This window comes from Pseudomonas kitaguniensis (assembly GCF_009296165.1).
Lineage (GTDB): Bacteria > Pseudomonadota > Gammaproteobacteria > Pseudomonadales > Pseudomonadaceae > Aquipseudomonas > Aquipseudomonas kitaguniensis.
In genome coordinates this window covers 1-16,352 of sequence record NZ_VUAZ01000142.1, presented here as the reverse complement: position 1 = coordinate 16,352, position 16,352 = coordinate 1, and the positions used below count along the sequence as shown (strand labels likewise).

11 protein-coding genes and 3 pseudogenes are annotated in these 16,352 nt (G+C 59.2%); 9 read left to right on the top strand and 5 right to left on the bottom strand.

Going from position 1 to position 16,352, the window contains the following annotated elements; translation table 11 throughout:
• Positions 1-67 precede the first annotated feature (67 nt).
• Positions 68-1,543, top strand: coding sequence for an inorganic phosphate transporter (locus tag F0169_RS22545; RefSeq protein ID WP_058413602.1), 1,476 nt, complete (start codon positions 68-70; stop codon positions 1,541-1,543).
• Between the two features lie 158 nt (positions 1,544-1,701).
• Here F0169_RS22545 and ccoM read toward each other — a convergent pair whose 3' ends face one another.
• The 3 genes from ccoM to F0169_RS22540 form a co-directional block, all read right to left on the bottom strand.
• Entirely contained in the window at positions 1,702-1,818 is a 117-nt protein-coding gene (ccoM, locus tag F0169_RS28080) for a cytochrome c oxidase subunit CcoM (RefSeq protein ID WP_058413603.1), read from the bottom strand.
• A gap of 143 nt (positions 1,819-1,961) precedes the next feature.
• Positions 1,962-2,123: a hypothetical protein gene (locus F0169_RS27465; protein ID WP_172979520.1), complete on the bottom strand. Its 162-nt coding sequence runs from the start codon at positions 2,121-2,123 to the stop codon at positions 1,962-1,964.
• A gap of 105 nt (positions 2,124-2,228) precedes the next feature.
• The gene (locus F0169_RS22540; RefSeq protein ID WP_058413604.1) at positions 2,229-2,570 is read right to left on the bottom strand and encodes a hypothetical protein; all 342 of its coding nucleotides are present in this window, start codon (positions 2,568-2,570) and stop codon (positions 2,229-2,231) included.
• A gap of 219 nt (positions 2,571-2,789) precedes the next feature.
• Between F0169_RS22540 and rapA the strand changes: the two are divergent.
• Positions 2,790-5,569, top strand: a pseudogene (gene rapA / locus F0169_RS22535) (RNA polymerase-associated protein RapA); the annotation flags it as partial.
• 236 nt (positions 5,570-5,805) lie between these two features.
• Here the strand turns inward: rapA and F0169_RS22530 are convergent.
• Positions 5,806-7,151 (bottom strand): annotated as a pseudogene (locus F0169_RS22530) (spinster family MFS transporter).
• A 254-nt stretch (positions 7,152-7,405) separates the two neighbouring features.
• Between F0169_RS22530 and F0169_RS22520 the strand changes: the two are divergent.
• A complete protein-coding gene (locus tag F0169_RS22520; RefSeq protein WP_152747656.1) occupies positions 7,406-7,771 on the top strand; it encodes a YkgJ family cysteine cluster protein in 366 nt (121 codons plus the stop codon).
• 133 nt (positions 7,772-7,904) lie between these two features.
• Positions 7,905-10,172 carry a putative bifunctional diguanylate cyclase/phosphodiesterase gene (locus F0169_RS22515; protein ID WP_152747655.1) on the top strand — a complete coding sequence of 756 codons (2,268 nt, stop codon included), beginning with the start codon at positions 7,905-7,907 and terminating at the stop codon, positions 10,170-10,172.
• Between the two features lie 213 nt (positions 10,173-10,385).
• Here F0169_RS22515 and F0169_RS22510 read toward each other — a convergent pair whose 3' ends face one another.
• Positions 10,386-10,688, bottom strand: a complete 303-nt coding sequence (locus F0169_RS22510) for a DUF2288 domain-containing protein (protein WP_152747654.1) — start codon at positions 10,686-10,688, stop codon at positions 10,386-10,388.
• Between the two features lie 353 nt (positions 10,689-11,041).
• On the opposite strand from F0169_RS22510, the gene F0169_RS22505 reads away from it, so the two are divergent.
• From F0169_RS22505 to F0169_RS22485, 5 genes and pseudogenes are all read left to right on the top strand, one after another.
• Complete coding sequence (locus tag F0169_RS22505; protein WP_058413610.1) at positions 11,042-12,169, top strand: branched-chain amino acid ABC transporter substrate-binding protein; 1,128 nt, start codon at positions 11,042-11,044, stop codon at positions 12,167-12,169.
• A gap of 226 nt (positions 12,170-12,395) precedes the next feature.
• Complete coding sequence (gene livH / locus F0169_RS22500) at positions 12,396-13,319, top strand: high-affinity branched-chain amino acid ABC transporter permease LivH (protein WP_016970385.1); 924 nt, start codon at positions 12,396-12,398, stop codon at positions 13,317-13,319.
• Positions 13,316-14,569, top strand: a complete 1,254-nt coding sequence (locus tag F0169_RS22495) for a high-affinity branched-chain amino acid ABC transporter permease LivM (protein WP_058413611.1) — start codon at positions 13,316-13,318, stop codon at positions 14,567-14,569. The genes livH and F0169_RS22495 overlap by 4 nt, the downstream gene beginning before the upstream one ends.
• On the top strand, positions 14,566-15,333 hold the full coding sequence (gene livG / locus F0169_RS22490) for a high-affinity branched-chain amino acid ABC transporter ATP-binding protein LivG (RefSeq protein ID WP_058413612.1): 768 nt from the start codon (positions 14,566-14,568) through the stop codon (positions 15,331-15,333). The genes F0169_RS22495 and livG overlap by 4 nt, the downstream gene beginning before the upstream one ends.
• Positions 15,334-16,034, top strand: a pseudogene (locus F0169_RS22485) (ABC transporter ATP-binding protein).
• Positions 16,035-16,352: the final 318 nt, after the last annotated feature.

The following is a 16,352-nucleotide window of genomic DNA, read 5'->3' as shown; positions in this document are numbered from 1 at the left end:
TAGTGCATCGATTACCGAGGTTTTCTGGCATAATCGCGCCCCCTTACGACCGGGTCAGAAAACCTTCATGATCGATTTATTCAGCGGACTGGATGCGTGGGTTCTAGTGAGCCTGTTGCTCGCCCTGGCCTTTGTCCTCGCCTTCGAGTTCATCAATGGCTTTCATGACACCGCTAACGCGGTGGCCACAGTCATCTATACCAAAGCCATGCCGCCGCACCTGGCCGTGTTCTTCTCCGGGGTATTCAACTTCCTCGGCGTGTTGCTCGGTGGTGTCGGTGTCGCCTACGCCATCGTGCATTTGCTGCCGGTTGAGTTGCTGATCAATGTGAACACCGGCCATGGTTTGGCTATGGTCTTCTCATTATTGGCAGCGGCGATCACCTGGAACCTGGGCACCTGGTACTTCGGTATTCCGGCCTCCAGTTCTCACACGCTGATCGGCTCGATCCTCGGTGTTGGCCTGGCGAATGCCCTGATCAACGACATTCCGCTGGCTGACGGTGTTAACTGGCAGAAAGCCGTCGATATCGGTGCGTCCCTGGTGTTCTCGCCGATGGCCGGTTTCCTGGTCGCGGCCCTGGTGCTGCTCGCCCTGAAATGGTGGCGACCGCTGTCGAAGATGCACAAGACGCCGGACCAGCGCCGCAAGCTTGACGACAAGAAGCACCCGCCGTTCTGGAACCGCTTGGTACTGGTGATTTCGGCGATGGCGGTCAGCTTCGTGCACGGCTCCAACGATGGTCAAAAAGGCATCGGCCTGATCATGCTGGTGCTGATCGGTATTGTGCCCGCGCAGTTCGTACTCGACCTGGGCACCACCACCTACCAGATCGAACGTACCCGCGACGCTACCGTGCACTTGAGTCAGTTCTATGAGCGTAACAACGCAAGCCTCGGCGAGTTTCTGGCGCTGGGCAAAAGCGTGAAAGACGACTTGCCGGGCAAGTTCCGCTGCAATCCGCAGCAGACCGAGCCGACCATCAATGCACTGGTCGACACGTTGAAAGGCGTCTCCGACTACCATTCCCTGACGTCGGATCAGCGCATCGAAGTGCGTCGTTACCTGCTCTGCCTGGACGACACCGCGAAAAAAGTCAGCAAGCTGCCGGGCCTGGATGCGCGTGACAAGGCTGACCTCGACAAGCTGCGTAAAGACCTGACCGCCACCACTGAATACGCACCGTTCTGGGTGATCCTTGCCGTTGCACTGGCCTTGGGCCTGGGCACCATGGTCGGCTGGAAGCGTGTGGTACTGACCATTGGCGAGAAGATCGGCAAGCAGGGCATGACCTATGCGCAGGGCATGTCGGCGCAGATCACGACCGCAAGCATGATTGGCCTGGCCAACATCTTCAGCCTGCCGGTGTCCACGACGCACGTGCTGTCGTCGGGTGTTGCCGGGACCATGGTGGCCAACAAGAGCGGGCTGCAAGGTGGCACCGTGAAGACAATTCTGATGGCGTGGGTGTTGACCCTGCCGGCAACCGTTGGCCTGTCGGCCGGGTTGTTCTGGCTGGCGTCCAAGGCATTGGGCAGTTGACAGACTACGGCTGAAAAACAAGGTGCGACCTCAATGAGGATCGCGCCTTTTTTTTGCCTGTCAGTTAAGCGCCTGGCCATACCCGACTAAAAAACAGGCAAAAAAAAGGGCAACCGAAGTTGCCCAAAATGCCTTGCGTGCTCACATACCAGAAAGACTTACGGTTGTTTGCGCTTGTTAGCGTCCTTCCAGATAAAAACTCCAAACCCTACAAAAAACATCAGCATGAGGCTGACAGTCAGTACCCCGGCAAATACCACGTTATCGAAGAACATGACCGGCCTCCTGCTCGTGCCCTGTTGCGATAGGGCTAAGTTAATGGAGAACGCAGATTGAAAAATTGACGGGGATCAATGTCGCCCGCAACGGGGCGTAAAGAAGGGCGATAACTGACCTGCATCAACAGATGCAGGTTGTTTCAACGCTTTTTCGGCTTTTTCTTCGACTTTTTCTTAACGCTGCCAAGCGGCATCGCATGCTCAAACGCTTGGCGCACCTCGTTCAGGCGCTTGTCATTCAGGTCATGCACACGTTTGGCACGTTCGGCATTCAGGTCGATCAGCTTGTCGTCATCACTCATGGCTTGGCTTAGTTTGTGGCGGGAATAACTCAATAATGCGGCCTGCCCCGCCCAACGGCAAATGCGCGGGTAAAAATCCTCGACCGTAGAGGCGCCTCAGAGCGGTTAAACCTCGACGTCCACCCACAAGCCCTGGCGCGGCGCATCTTCGATCAGCGGCACCACCGGCACGGTGTTATCGGCGTTTAGCACATCGCCGGGAATCGCCAAGTGCTGCTCGGGATCTTCTTCGGCTTCGCGACGGCGTTTCTGCTGTTCTTGCTGGCGGCGTTGTTCTTCGCGAAGAAGATACGTCGACTGCTCGGCGTCGCCATTTTTCAAGTCGATGGTACTTTCGTTGGAGCCTGGTTGTACTGGCACCACGGGCGGGATATCCGGCTTCTGGCGCACCGGGTCAAGTTGCGACGTGACCGGTACAACACTGACGGGCAGCATGGGTGGCAGCATAATAATTACTCTCCTGATCAACAGGCTGTCGGCGGTTAACTGGGCGACTTGAGCACAGAGTCGCCAAGCTGTGACCGAGTCGACACTCGTCAGTGCCCGCCACCCGTCGATCCAGCTTACGAACTGCCGTACAAACAGGGTAGTTTTTGTCAGAGTCCTTTGGCTACGGGTCTTGTTCCGTTAAGATAGTCGGCTTTTTCACGGCGGGAGTCAGGCAGCATGGCGCAGCAGTATCAACCGGGGCAACGCTGGATTAGTGACAGCGAAGCAGAGCTGGGGTTAGGCACCGTTCTGGCACAGGACGGCCGCTTGTTGACCGTGCTCTATCCGGCCACTGGCGACACTCGCCAGTATGCGCTACGGAATGCGCCCCTCACTCGCGTGAGGTTTTCGCCGGGTGACAGCATCACCCATTTCGAAGGCTGGAAAATGACCGTACAGGAAGTCGACGACGTCGACGGCTTGCTGGTTTACCACGGCCTCAATGGGCAGAACGAGCAGGTCACGCTGCCGGAAACCCAACTCTCCAACTTCATCCAGTTCCGCTTGGCCAGCGACCGCCTGTTCGCCGGGCAAATCGACCCGCTGGCCTGGTTCTCGCTGCGTTACCACACACTGGAACATACCAGCCGCCAGTTGCAGTCCGCGCTGTGGGGCTTGGGTGGCGTGCGTGCACAACCGATTGCGCACCAATTGCACATCGCCCGCGAAGTCGCTGACCGTATCGCACCGCGGGTGTTGCTGGCTGACGAAGTGGGCCTGGGCAAGACCATTGAAGCCGGCTTGGTGATCCATCGCCAGTTGCTCTCGGGCCGCGCCAACCGCGTGCTGATACTGGTGCCGGAAAACCTGCAGCACCAGTGGCTGGTTGAGATGCGCCGCCGCTTCAACCTGCAAGTGGCGCTGTTCGACGAAGAACGTTTTATCGAAAGCGATGCCACCAACCCGTTCGAAGACACCCAGCTCGCCCTGGTGGCGCTGGAGTGGCTGGTCGACGACGAAAAAGCCCAGGACGCGCTGTTTGCCGCCGGTTGGGACTTGCTGGTGGTCGATGAAGCCCACCATTTGGTGTGGCACGAAGAAAAAGCCAGCGCGGAATATTCGCTGGTCGAACAACTCGCCGAAGTCATCCCGGGCGTGCTGCTGCTGACCGCCACCCCGGAACAACTCGGCCAGGACAGCCACTTCGCGCGCCTGCGCCTGCTCGACCCGAACCGCTTCCATGACGTAAAAGCCTTCCGCGCCGAAAGCGAAAATTATCGCCCGGTGGCCGAAGCCGTGCAGGAGCTGCTGGACAAGGGCCGCCTGTCACCGACCGCACACAAAACCATCCAGGGTTTCCTGGGTGATGAGGGTGAAGCATTGCTCACCGCCGTCAACGATGGCGACACCGAAGCCAGCGCGCGCCTGGTGCGTGAGCTGCTCGACCGCCACGGCACGGCCGCGTGCTGTTTCGCAACACCCGCGCCGCCGTGCAAGGCTTCCCGGAGCGCAAGCTGCACGCCTATCCGCTGCCGAACCCGGACGAATACCTCGAATTGCCGCTGGGTGAACACGCCGAGCTGTACCCGGAAGTCAGCTTTCAGGCGCAGCCGGACGTCGACGAAGAAAACCGCTGGTGGCGCTTCGACCCACGGGTTGAGTGGCTGATCGACCAGCTTAAAATGCTCAAGCGCACCAAAGTACTGGTGATCTGCGCCCACGCCGAAACCGCCATGGACCTGGAAGACGCCTTGCGCGTGCGCTCGGGCATCCCGGCCACGGTGTTCCACGAGGGTATGAATATCCTTGAGCGTGACCGCGCCGCCGCGTACTTTGCCGATGAAGAATTTGGCGCCCAAGTGCTGATCTGCTCGGAAATCGGCAGTGAAGGCCGCAACTTCCAGTTCTCCCACCATTTGGTGCTGTTCGACCTGCCGTCCCACCCCGACCTGCTGGAACAGCGCATCGGTCGTCTGGACCGGATCGGCCAGAAACATGTGATCGAATTGCACGTGCCTTACCTGGAAACCAGCCCGCAAGAGCGTCTGTTCCAGTGGTATCACGAAGCGCTGAACGCGTTCCTCAACACCTGCCCGACCGGCAACGCCTTGCAGCACACGTTTGGCCCGCGCCTGCTGCCGCTGCTCGAAAATGCCGACGACGGCGAGTGGCAAGCCCTGATCGACGAGGCCCGTGCCGAGCGCGAGCGCCTGGAACAGGAGCTGCACACCGGCCGCGACCGCCTGCTGGAACTCAATTCCGGCGGCGCGGGCGAAGGTGATGCACTGGTTGAAGACATCCTTGAGCAAGACGATCAATTCGCCCTGCCGATCTACATGGAAACCCTGTTCGACGCGTTCGGCATCGACAGCGAAGACCATTCGGAAAACGCGCTGATCCTCAAGCCGAGCGAAAAAATGCTCGACGCCAGCTTCCCGCTGGGCGACGACGAAGGGGTGACCATCACCTACGACCGTAACCAGGCGCTGTCGCGCGAAGACATGCAGTTCATCACCTGGGAACACCCGATGGTGCAGGGCGGCATGGACCTGGTGCTGTCCGGTTCGATGGGCAACACCGCCGTGGCGCTGATCAAAAACAAGGCGCTCAAGCCGGGCACTGTGTTGCTGGAACTGCTTTACGTCAGCGAAGTGGTCGCACCGCGTTCGCTGCAACTGGGCCGTTACCTGCCGCCAGCCGCCTTGCGCTGCCTGCTGGATACGAATGGCAATGACCTGTCGGGCCGTGTGTCGTTTGAAACCCTCAACGATCAGCTCGAAAGCGTGCCGCGCGCCAGCGCCAACAAGTTTATCCAGGCCCAGCGCGATCAACTGACGCCGCGCATCAATGCCGGCGAAGAGAAGATCGCCCCGCGCCATGCCGAGCGTGTGGCCGAGGCCAAGCGCCGTCTGGCGGCAGACACCGACGAAGAGCTGGCGCGCTTGACCGCGCTGCAAGCGGTCAACCCGACCGTGCGCGACAGCGAACTGGTTGCCCTGCGCCAGCAACGCGAGCAAGGCCTGGCCATGCTCGACAAGGCGGCGCTGCGTCTGGAAGCAATTCGGGTGCTGGTGGCGGGTTGATCACCGCCCTGCCCGGCTAAAAACAAGGCCCGCGTACTGCGGGCCTTTTTTATGCTCTTGGGAAGTGTGGTGTCTTTGATGGCCCCATCGGGAGCAAGCCCCCTCCCACATCTGAACCTGGCTGGGTCATTTGTGGGAGGGGGCTTGCTCCCGATGGGGTCAACCCGGATTCAAGCAATCGCCGCAGAACCCGGCACCTGCACCGTTCCCAACCCATCCTTCATTCTCTTGGCATCGCGCACGAAACACCGCGATGCCTGGAACAGGAACAGCAGGGTCAAAAACAGCGCCACGGGAATCAGGTACATGGCGTCGTGCAGCCCCACCGCCTTATACGCTTCGGTCATCTGCGCAGCCCCATCGGCATACATCGCCGCGTGGGCAAAGTGATCCGACAGGCCGCCCACCACAATTGGCCCCATGCCACCGCCCAGCAAGTACAGCCCGGCAAAAAACAGCGCCATTGCCGTGGCCCGCAAGCGCGGCTCGACCACGTCCTGAATCGCCGTGTACACGCAGGTGTAGAAGTTATAGGCAAACAGCCAGCCGACACTGAACAGCGCGACAAACACACCAATCTCGATGCGCCCGGCATGCAAGGCCCACGCGGTAGTCACGGTGGAGATGATCAGGCTGCACGCCGCAAACAACAGCCGACCATTGGCCACCCGCTGATGGATTTTGTCGGCAACCCAGCCGCCCAGCGTCAGGCCCACCAGGCCGGTCAAGCCGACGATTACCCCAGTGGCAACCGCCGCGTCCTGCAATGGCATCAAAAAGTAACGCTGCAGCATCGGCACCAGGAACGAGTTGCAGGCGTAGGTGGCGAAGTTGAAACACAAACCGGCGAGTACCAGCCAAAGGAAGGTCGGCACCGCCAGTACGCGGCGGATCGGGCGGTCGACACGTGTCTGTGAAACTTGCACGGTTTCCGCCGCGCCGCGCTTGGGCTCCTTGATATAAAACATGAACACCGCAAGGATCATCCCCGGCACGGCGGCGATGAAGAAGGGGGCGCGCCAACTGTCGAACGCCTTGACCATCCAGCCAATGGTGAAGAACGCCAGCAACAGGCCCAACGGCAACCCCAGCATGAAAATGCCCATCGCCCGGCGCGCCGGTGTGCGGGAAACAGGTCGCCGATCAGCGAGTTGGCCGCCGGTGCGTAACTCGCCTCGCCAATCCCGATACCCATGCGCACCAGCAAAAAGGTCCAGAAACTGCCGACCAGTCCGTTGACGGCGGTTAACCCGCTCCAGGCAAACAGCCCCCAGCCCATCAACTTGCTGCGCGAGCCGGTATCGGCGAGGCGCCCGAGGGGCAAGCCGGCAATGGCGTAGACGAGCGTGAAGGCGGTGCCGATGATGCCGAGCTGGAAGTCGCTCAGGTGCCACTCCATGCGGATTGGCTCGATGATGATCGCAGGAATGGTGCGGTCGAAAAAATTGAACAGGTTGGCGAGGAACAGCAGGAACAGAATGCGCCAGGCATTCGCCGCTTGGGTCGAGTTCTGCATGGGTCCGTCTCTTTTATTGTTATGAGAGCTGTGATGCCCGCTGCATCCTGCTCAGGTACCTGCAACATAGTCAGGCGGGGTCCGCTTGTCTGTAATGATTCGTAAAGCTGATAGGGCGTAATTTCACCCGTCACAATCGGACTTAGCCTACGCAAAATATAAGTGCTTGCCCCTCTTCCCAAGCGCCATGGCACGGATAGAATGGCGAGCCTTCCCGCAGTCCCCCCATCCTGCTTTTCTTATCGATGACGCCCATGTCCGAAGTCAGTCCGTGTCTGAGTTGCGGTGCCTGCTGTTCATACTTTCGTGTGTCTTTCTTCTGGGGAGAGTGCGCCTCATCGGGCGGCACCGTGCCGGATGACCTGGTGGTGCAGATCAACCCCACGCGTGTGGCGATGATCGGTACCGACCAGAAACCCGCGCGTTGCTGCAGCCTTGAAGGTGAAGTCGGCAAGGGCACCCGTTGCACGATCTATGAACAACGCTCCAGCCCGTGCCGCGAGTTTGATGCGTCGTGGAGCCAGGGTGAGCAGAACACCGACTGCGATGCCGCACGCGCCGCCTTTGGCTTGCCGCCGTTGGACGCGCCGTTCGAATTGATCTTGCCCATCAGCGCTTAGTACAAAATGCTATGCCATACATGCCAAAATCATTCTGAGCGAAGTGCCATTACCGCTGACAAATCCGGTGAGGTCTCTATACTCGAACTCGTAGGTCATTGCTGCAGGCGGTGACGCAACCTCGGGACATGCTATGGAATGGCTGGGTCTGCATTTTTTTACCGACCTGCCGGAAAGCGGGCAATTGTTACTCAATTGCACTCATAACCCCTTTCTGGTGTTGCTTGCCTACCTGGTTGCCTGTGCAGCCGGGTTTGGCACACTGGACATGGCTGAGCGCGTCGGCCATGTCGAAGACCCTACCGCACGGCGCCACTGGCGGTGGCTGGGTGCCGGTTGCCTGGCGGGCGGTATCTGGTCAACTCACTTCATCAGCATGCTGGCCTTTCAGGCGCCTATCGCGATTCACTACGAACTGATCATGACGTTCGCCTCGCTGATGATCGCCCTGATTGCCTCGCTGTTCGCCATGAAAACCCTCAGTCACGCCCACTTGCGGTTAGACAAGTACGTATTGGCGTCGGTATGGATGGGGCTGGGCATCGCATTGATGCACTACGTTGGCATGTCGGCCATGCGTTCGCAGGCCCAGGTGTATTTCGAGTCGGGGCTGTTCCTGGCCTCGATCGGCATTGCCATCGGCGCCAGCCTGGCGGCGTTGTTGCTGTCGTGCTACCTGCGCAACGGTGCCGGCGTGTTTCATCAATTGCTCAAATACGCCGCCAGCCTGGTGCTCGGCGCCGGCATCCTGAGCATGCACTTCACCGGCATGGCCAGCATGCAAATGCTGGTGCCTGCGGGCGCCGACTTTGGCTTGCCGGTGGACAATAACCCGATTCAACTTGGCCTGTCGGTGGCGGTCATTACCTTGCTGGTGATCGGCAGCAGCATCAGCGCGGCACTCGCAGACAAAAAACTGCAGCATAAAGAGCGCGACTTGCGCCGGGTCAACGCGCTGCTTAACGAGCTGGACCAAGCGCGCGCCTCGTTGCAACAGGTGGCGCATTACGACGCGCTGACCAGCTTGCTCAACCGTCGCGGCTTCAACCAGGTGTTTGCCGAAAAAGTCGCAGAAAAAGCCAAAAGCAACGGCATGATGGCGGTGATTTTCCTCGACATCGACCATTTCAAGCGCATCAATGACAGCCTCGGGCATGATGCCGGCGACCAGTTGCTCACGGTGCTGGCCGGGCATATCAAGGGCTCGGTACGCAGCCATGAGGATGTGGTCGCGCGGTTTGGCGGGGATGAATTCTGCATCCTGATCAGCATTCATCACCGCGACGAAGCGCGCCACTTGGCGCAACGCATCATGCAAAAAATGAAAGAGCCGATCGAGTTGGCCGGCCGACGCATGGTGATGACCACCAGCATCGGCATCAGCCTGTTTCCCGACGACGGCCTGACCTGCGAAGAACTGCTGAAAACCGCCGACCTGGCGTTGTATCAGTCCAAGGACTGCGGGCGTAACAGCCTGAACTTCTTCAGCTCCAACCTGAAAACCCGCGCCTTCCTCGAGCTGCAACTCGAAGAGGACCTGCGCGCCGCCCTGCGCGCCAACGATGAGCTGGTGTTGTTTTACCAGCCGATCTTCGACATGAAGCTCGGCAAGGTCACCCGGCTTGAAGCCTTGGTGCGCTGGCAGCACCCGCGGCACGGGCTGCTGACCCCGGACCGGTTTATCGGCATCGCCGAGAGCAACGGGTTAATTGCCGAACTGGACAGTTGGGTACTGCGCCAGGCCTGCCACGATTTGAGCCTGCTGTCGGACCGGGGCTACACGGAGCTGACCATGGCGGTGAACTGCTCGGCCCTGAACATGGCCCGTGACGAACTGGCGGATGAGATCGAAGATGCGTTGCGCTTCGCCTCGATTGCGCCCCACCGCCTCGAACTGGAAGTCACCGAAAATGCGCTGATGGGCAATATCAGCAGCACCCTCGCGCTGTTGCGGCAAATTCGCGCCTTGGGTGTATCACTGGCGATTGATGACTTCGGCACCGGCTATTCGTCGCTGGCCTACCTGAAGCGACTGCCGCTTAACACTTTGAAAGTCGACCGCTCGTTTATTCAGGACATCCCCAAGTCCACTGCTGACATCGAGATTGTCCAGGCGATTATCGGCATGGCGCACACGCTGCACTTGCAAGTTGTCACCGAAGGCGTCGAAACCCAGGTGCAATTTGAAATGCTGCTCAAGCTCGGCTGTGATTTTATTCAAGGCTACTTGCTAAGCCCGGCAGTACAAGTCAGCGAAATCATTGGCGTGATTCAGGGCATCCAGATGCGCAACCCGCTTCACGCGCTCAGCGCCGACAGCAACAACAAGGAAATGCCCGCGCCGAAAGAAGTGGCGCCAACCCGCAGCGCCTCGCCCTCTATCGTCAGGCCCATTCGTTAGCCCATGCTTGGCCGGCTGATTAGAGCCCGGCCAAATACACAGCTAGAAACAATTGCGCGCGCCTTCGCGCCGAACCTGAAACTGTGCCGCTGACGCACACGTCACCCTTGGCTGTGACCTTTCTCTACGGCGAGATGCCATCATCGCATCAGCGGTTACTCCGCTACCCACTTTAACCCGGCAAAACACGCACCTTTTTCGTGCGGTAATTTCCTAGGCCGCCCTTTCCTGGATCAGAATCCAGGGCGAAACCACCACTGCCCATAAGCTCGGATCGCGCGCCAGCCAGTCCAATGCCCGCGTCGCAGACACTTCCCCAAGGCTGCCCGCAGCCAGCCACCCCGCTACTTTGTCGCGGTTATCCTCGGCCATTGCTTCAGCCGCTTCGATCAAATCCAGCCCGGCGTCGACCCACAATAGGGCACCCTTGGCAAAGAACGGCTCAAGCTCCTTCCAGGAAATTTCGGCGGTTTCACCGAGCAGCTTGGCATAGAGGGTGCTAGGTTCTTGCGTCATGGGAATTCGCCTGAGTAAAAGTGGCGCAATCATAACGTCGAGTCTTTCGTATAAAAAGGCAGGCTGAAAAACCCAGTTGCAAATGAGTCATCGATTGAAAGTGTCAGCAACGCCAAGGATTGCCCGAAACTCTGGCATCACCCCGCCGCAATTCTGTCTCTTTCTTTCATTTAAGCGACACCCCCGGGTTTTGCCCCTGGCAGCCAGCTTTTCAAGCGATCAACCGGCGCTCTACACTGTACCGGTACAGTTGCCAAAGCACTGCCGGGGGGATGTCCGATCTATCTGATCCGGTTCTGCAGCTCACAAGGCCGCTGGAACTATAAAAAATACAACAGCATGAGTGGAGCATTATGAATAAGGCTACTAAGCAGATTTCCAAATTGTTTGCCGCTATGGTCCTGGCTGGGGTTGCCGGCCATTCGTTCGCAGCCGACACCATCAAGATCGGCATTGCCGGACCTAAAACCGGTCCTGTAACGCAATACGGCGACATGCAGTTCATGGGTGCCAAGCAAGCAATCGCCGACATCAACGCCAAGGGCGGCGTGGATGGCAAAATGCTCGAAGCCAAGGAATACGACGACGCTTGCGACCCTAAACAAGCCGTGGCCGTGGCCAACAAAGTGGTCAACGACGGCGTCAAGTTCGTGGTCGGTCACCTCTGCTCCAGCTCCACTCAGCCAGCGTCGGACATCTACGAAGACGAAGGCATCATCATGATTACCCCGGCAGCCACCAGCCCGGAAATCACCGCCCGTGGCTACAAGCTGATCTTCCGCACCATCGGCCTCGACAGCGCCCAAGGCCCAGCCGCCGGCAACTACATCGCCGACCACGTGAAGCCGAAGATCGTCGCGGTACTGCACGACAAACAGCAATACGGTGAAGGCATCGCCACCGCCGTTAAACAGACCCTTGAGAAGAAAGGCGTGAAAGTTGCCGTCTTCGAAGGTCTGAACGCGGGCGACAAGGACTTCTCCTCGGTCATTCAGAAGCTCAAGCAAGCCAACGTCGACTTCGTTTACTACGGCGGCTACCACCCAGAGCTGGGCCTGATCCTGCGTCAATCCAAAGAAAAAGGCCTGAATGCGAAGTTCATGGGCCCGGAAGGCGTCGGCAACGACTCCATCTCGCAAATCGCCCAAGGCGCTTCCGAAGGCTTGCTGGTCACCCTGCCGAAGTCGTTCGACACCGAACCCGCCAACAAAGCCATCGTTGAAGAGTTCGCCAAGAACAAGCAGGACCCAACCGGTCCGTTCGTGTTCCCGGCCTACTCGGCTGTTGAAGTCATCGCCGCCGGTATCACGGCAGCGAAGTCTGAAGACACCGCCAAAGTTGCCGCCGCCATCCACGCAGGCACTTTCAGCACCCCTACCGGCGAACTCAGCTTCGACGCCAAGGGCGACCTGAAAGACTTTAAGTTCGTGGTCTACGAATGGCACTTCGGCAAGCCAAAAACCGAAGTTTCCCCTCAGTAAGCCAGGCGTTACTGGTCAACAAGCCCACTGCGAGAGCAGTGGGCTTTGTTTTACGAGGTTTATGGGCCTGACACCCGCGATCCGGGCGCTGGCTCACCTGAAAATCTTAAAACCGTCACCAGCGGTTCGCTGGCCAACGCTTTGTGCAACCTGCTCACAGAACAGGGCACCGAGCCGGAAATGACTCCACCAGTGAAATGCGTATCGGGTTTTTAGGAGCGCTGTAATGCCTGAGATCTATCATTTTTTCCAACAGCTGGTTAATGGCCTGACCATTGGCAGCACCTATGCCTTAATAGCCATCGGCTACACCATGGTGTACGGCATCATTGGAATGATTAACTTCGCCCATGGCGAGGTGTACATGATTGGTTCCTACGTGGCCTTCATCGCCCTTGCCGGGCTGGCCATGCTGGGTATCCATTCCCTGCCGCTGTTAATGACCGCCGCGTTTATCGCGTCGATCGTTGTAACCAGTGCCTACGGCTACAGTATCGAGCGGGTTGCCTACCGTCCCTTGCGTGGCAGCAACCGTTTGATCCCGCTGATTTCCGCTATCGGCATGTCGATTTTCCTGCAGAACACTGTACTGCTGTCCCAGGACTCCAAGGACAAGTCCATTCCCAACCTGATTCCGGGGAGCATCTCCTTCGGCCCAGGCGGCGCACAAGAAGTGCTGATTTCGTACATGCAGATTCTGGTCTTCGTGGTCACCCTGGTGGCCATGCTTGGCTTGACCCTGTTTATCTCGCGCTCCCGTCTGGGGCGTGCCTGCCGGGCCTGCGCCGAAGACATCAAGATGGCCAACCTGCTGGGCATCAACACCAACAACATCATCGCCCTGACCTTCGTGATCGGCGCTGCGCTGGCAGCCGTTGCGGCGGTATTGCTGAGCATGCAATACGGCGTGATCAACCCCAACGCCGGTTTCCTGGTAGGCCTCAAGGCCTTTACCGCAGCGGTTTTGGGCGGTATCGGAAGTATTCCGGGCGCCATGCTCGGTGGGCTGGTGCTGGGTGTGGCCGAAGCCTTTGGTGCCGATATTTTCGGCGACCAGTACAAGGACGTCGTGGCGTTCGGCCTGTTGGTTCTGGTGCTGTTATTCCGTCCGACCGGCATTCTGGGCCGTCCGGAGGTTGAGAAAGTATGAGCAAGTATCTTAAATCGGCGTTATTCAGCGCCTTGCTGGTGTGGGCCGTGGCCTTCCCGGTACTCGGCCTCAAGCTGAGCATTGTCGGCATCAACCTGGAAGTGCATGGCACCGGTCCCGTGACCCTGACCATCATTGCCCTGTGCTCGGTGCTGATGTTCCTGCGCGTGCTGTTCACCCAGCAAGTCGGTGCCCTGTTCAAAGGCAACCGTGCGCCGTTGGTGTCGCCCAAGGTCAGCCAATTTTTGACCCTGCCGCGCACCCAGCGCTACATCATCATCGGCCTGATCGTGGCCGCGCTGATCTGGCCGTTCTTCGGTTCGCGCGGCGCCGTCGACATCGCCACCTTGATATTGATCTACGTGTTGCTGGGCCTTGGCCTGAACATCGTGGTGGGCCTGGCCGGCTTGCTCGACCTCGGTTACGTGGGCTTCTACGCCGTGGGTGCCTACACCTACGCGCTGCTCTCGCACTACCTCGGTTGGAGCTTCTGGATTTGCCTGCCGCTGGCGGGCATGGCGGCGGCCACGTTCGGCTTCCTGTTGGGCTTTCCGGTGCTGCGCTTGCGCGGTGACTATTTGGCGATCGTGACGCTGGGCTTCGGTGAAATCATCCGTCTGTTCCTGCGTAACCTTACCGACATCACCGGCGGCCCCAACGGCATAAGCAGCATCCCCAAGCCTACGTTCTTCGGGCTGTCGTTCGACCGCACTGCGGCCGAAGGCATGCAGACCTTCCACGAGTACTTCGGGATCGACTACAACCCGGTGAGCAAAGTGGTGTTCCTGTACCTGGTGGCGCTGTTGCTGGCGCTGGCGGCGCTGTTCGTGATCAACCGTTTGCTGCGCATGCCGATCGGCCGTGCGTGGGAAGCGTTGCGCGAAGATGAAATCGCCTGCCGGGCGCTGGGCCTCAACCCGACCATCATCAAGCTGTCTGCATTCACCCTGGGCGCTGCGTTTGCCGGTTTTGCCGGTAGCTTCTTTGCCGCTCGCCAAGGCCTGGTGACCCCGGAGTCGTTTACCTTTATCGAGTCGGCGATCATTCTCGCCATCGTCGTACTGGGCGGCATGGGCTCGCAGTTGGGCGTGATTTTGGCGGCGATCGTGATGATCCTGTTGCCGGAAATGATGCGTGAGTTCAGCGAATACCGCATGTTGATGTTCGGCGCCATGATGGTGCTGATGATGATCTGGCGTCCTCAAGGCCTGCTGCCCATGCAACGTCCCCACATGGAGCTGCGCAAATGAGCCGCGAGATCCTGAAAGTCGACAATTTGAGCATGCGTTTCGGCGGCTTGCTCGCGGTCAACGGCGTGGCCCTGACCGTCAAAGAGAAACAGGTTGTGGCATTGATCGGCCCTAACGGCGCCGGCAAGACCACAGTGTTCAACTGCCTCACCGGTTTCTACAAGCCGAGCGGCGGCAGCATCCTGCTGGATGGCCAGCCGATTCAGGGCCTGGCCGGCCACGAGATCGCCCGCAAGGGCGTGGTGCGCACCTTCCAGAACGTGCGCCTGTTCAAGGACATGACGGCGGTCGAGAACCTGCTGATCGCGCAGCACCGTCACCTCAACACCAACTTCTTTGCAGGTCTGTTCAAGACCCCGGCGTTTCGCAAAAGCGAGCGCGAAGCCATGGAATATGCGGAGTACTGGCTGGACAAGGTCAACCTGACCGAGTTCGCCAACCGCCCCGCCGGCACCCTGGCCTACGGTCAGCAACGCCGCCTGGAAATCGCCCGCTGCATGATGACCCGCCCGCGGATTCTGATGCTCGACGAACCGGCTGCCGGTTTGAACCCCAGGGAAACTGAAGACCTCAAGGCGCTGATCAGCGTGTTGCGTGAAGAAAACAACGCCACGGTGCTGTTGATCGAACACGACATGAAACTGGTCATGAGCATTTCCGACCACATCGTGGTGATCAATCAGGGCACGCCGCTGGCGAACGGAACGCCGGAGCAGATCCGCGACAATCCAGAAGTGATCAAAGCCTATTTGGGGGAAGCGTAAATGCTGCAATTCGAAAACGTTTCCACTTTCTACGGCAAGATCCAGGCGCTGCACAGCGTCAACGTGGAAGTGCGCCAAGGTGAAATCGTCACGCTGATCGGCGCCAACGGCGCGGGCAAGTCGACCTTGCTGATGACCCTGTGCGGTTCGCCGCAGGCGCACACCGGCAGCATCCGCTACATGGGTGAAGAACTGGTGGGCCAGCAGTCTTCCGAGATCATGCGCAAGAGCATTGCCGTGGTGCCGGAAGGTCGTCGGGTGTTTGCGCGCCTGACCGTGGAAGAGAACCTCGCGATGGGCGGGTTCTTCACCGACAAGGGCGACTACCAAGAGCAGATGGACAAGGTGCTGCACCTGTTTCCACGGCTCAAGGAACGCTTCAGCCAGCGCGGCGGCACCATGTCCGGCGCGAGCAGCAAATGCTCGCCATCGGCCGGGCGCTGATGAGCAAACCCAAGTTGCTGTTGCTGGACGAACCGTCGCTGGGCCTGGCACCGATCATCATCCAGCAGATCTTCGACATCATCGAACAACTGCGCAAGGACGGTGTAACGGTGTTCCTGGTGGAGCAAAACGCCAACCAGGCGCTGAAAATCGCCGACCGCGCCTACGTGCTGGAAAACGGCCGGGTGGTGATGCAAGGCACTGGCGCGCAGCTGTTGACCGACCCCAAAGTGCGTGAGGCGTACTTGGGCGGTTAAACATCAGTTCCGGGCTGCGGGCTTTAGGGGTATGGCTGGGGTTTTGGGAGCATATCCGCCCGAAAGCCGACCCATCCCTCAAGCCAAATTCGGTCAATTGTGGGAGCGGGCTTGCTCGCGATTGCAGTGTGTCAGATAAGTATTTTTTAACTGACACACCGCAATCGCGAGCAAGCCCGCTCCCACAGAAAGCAAATCTTGCTGTGTATGTAAAACCCGCTGACGCGCAGTGGCGTGCTTTATTTAGCCGCGGCCATCAGCTTGTTGCACTTCGCTGCGCACCATGTTGGAGAACTCCGGCGGTGACATTCCGTCAAG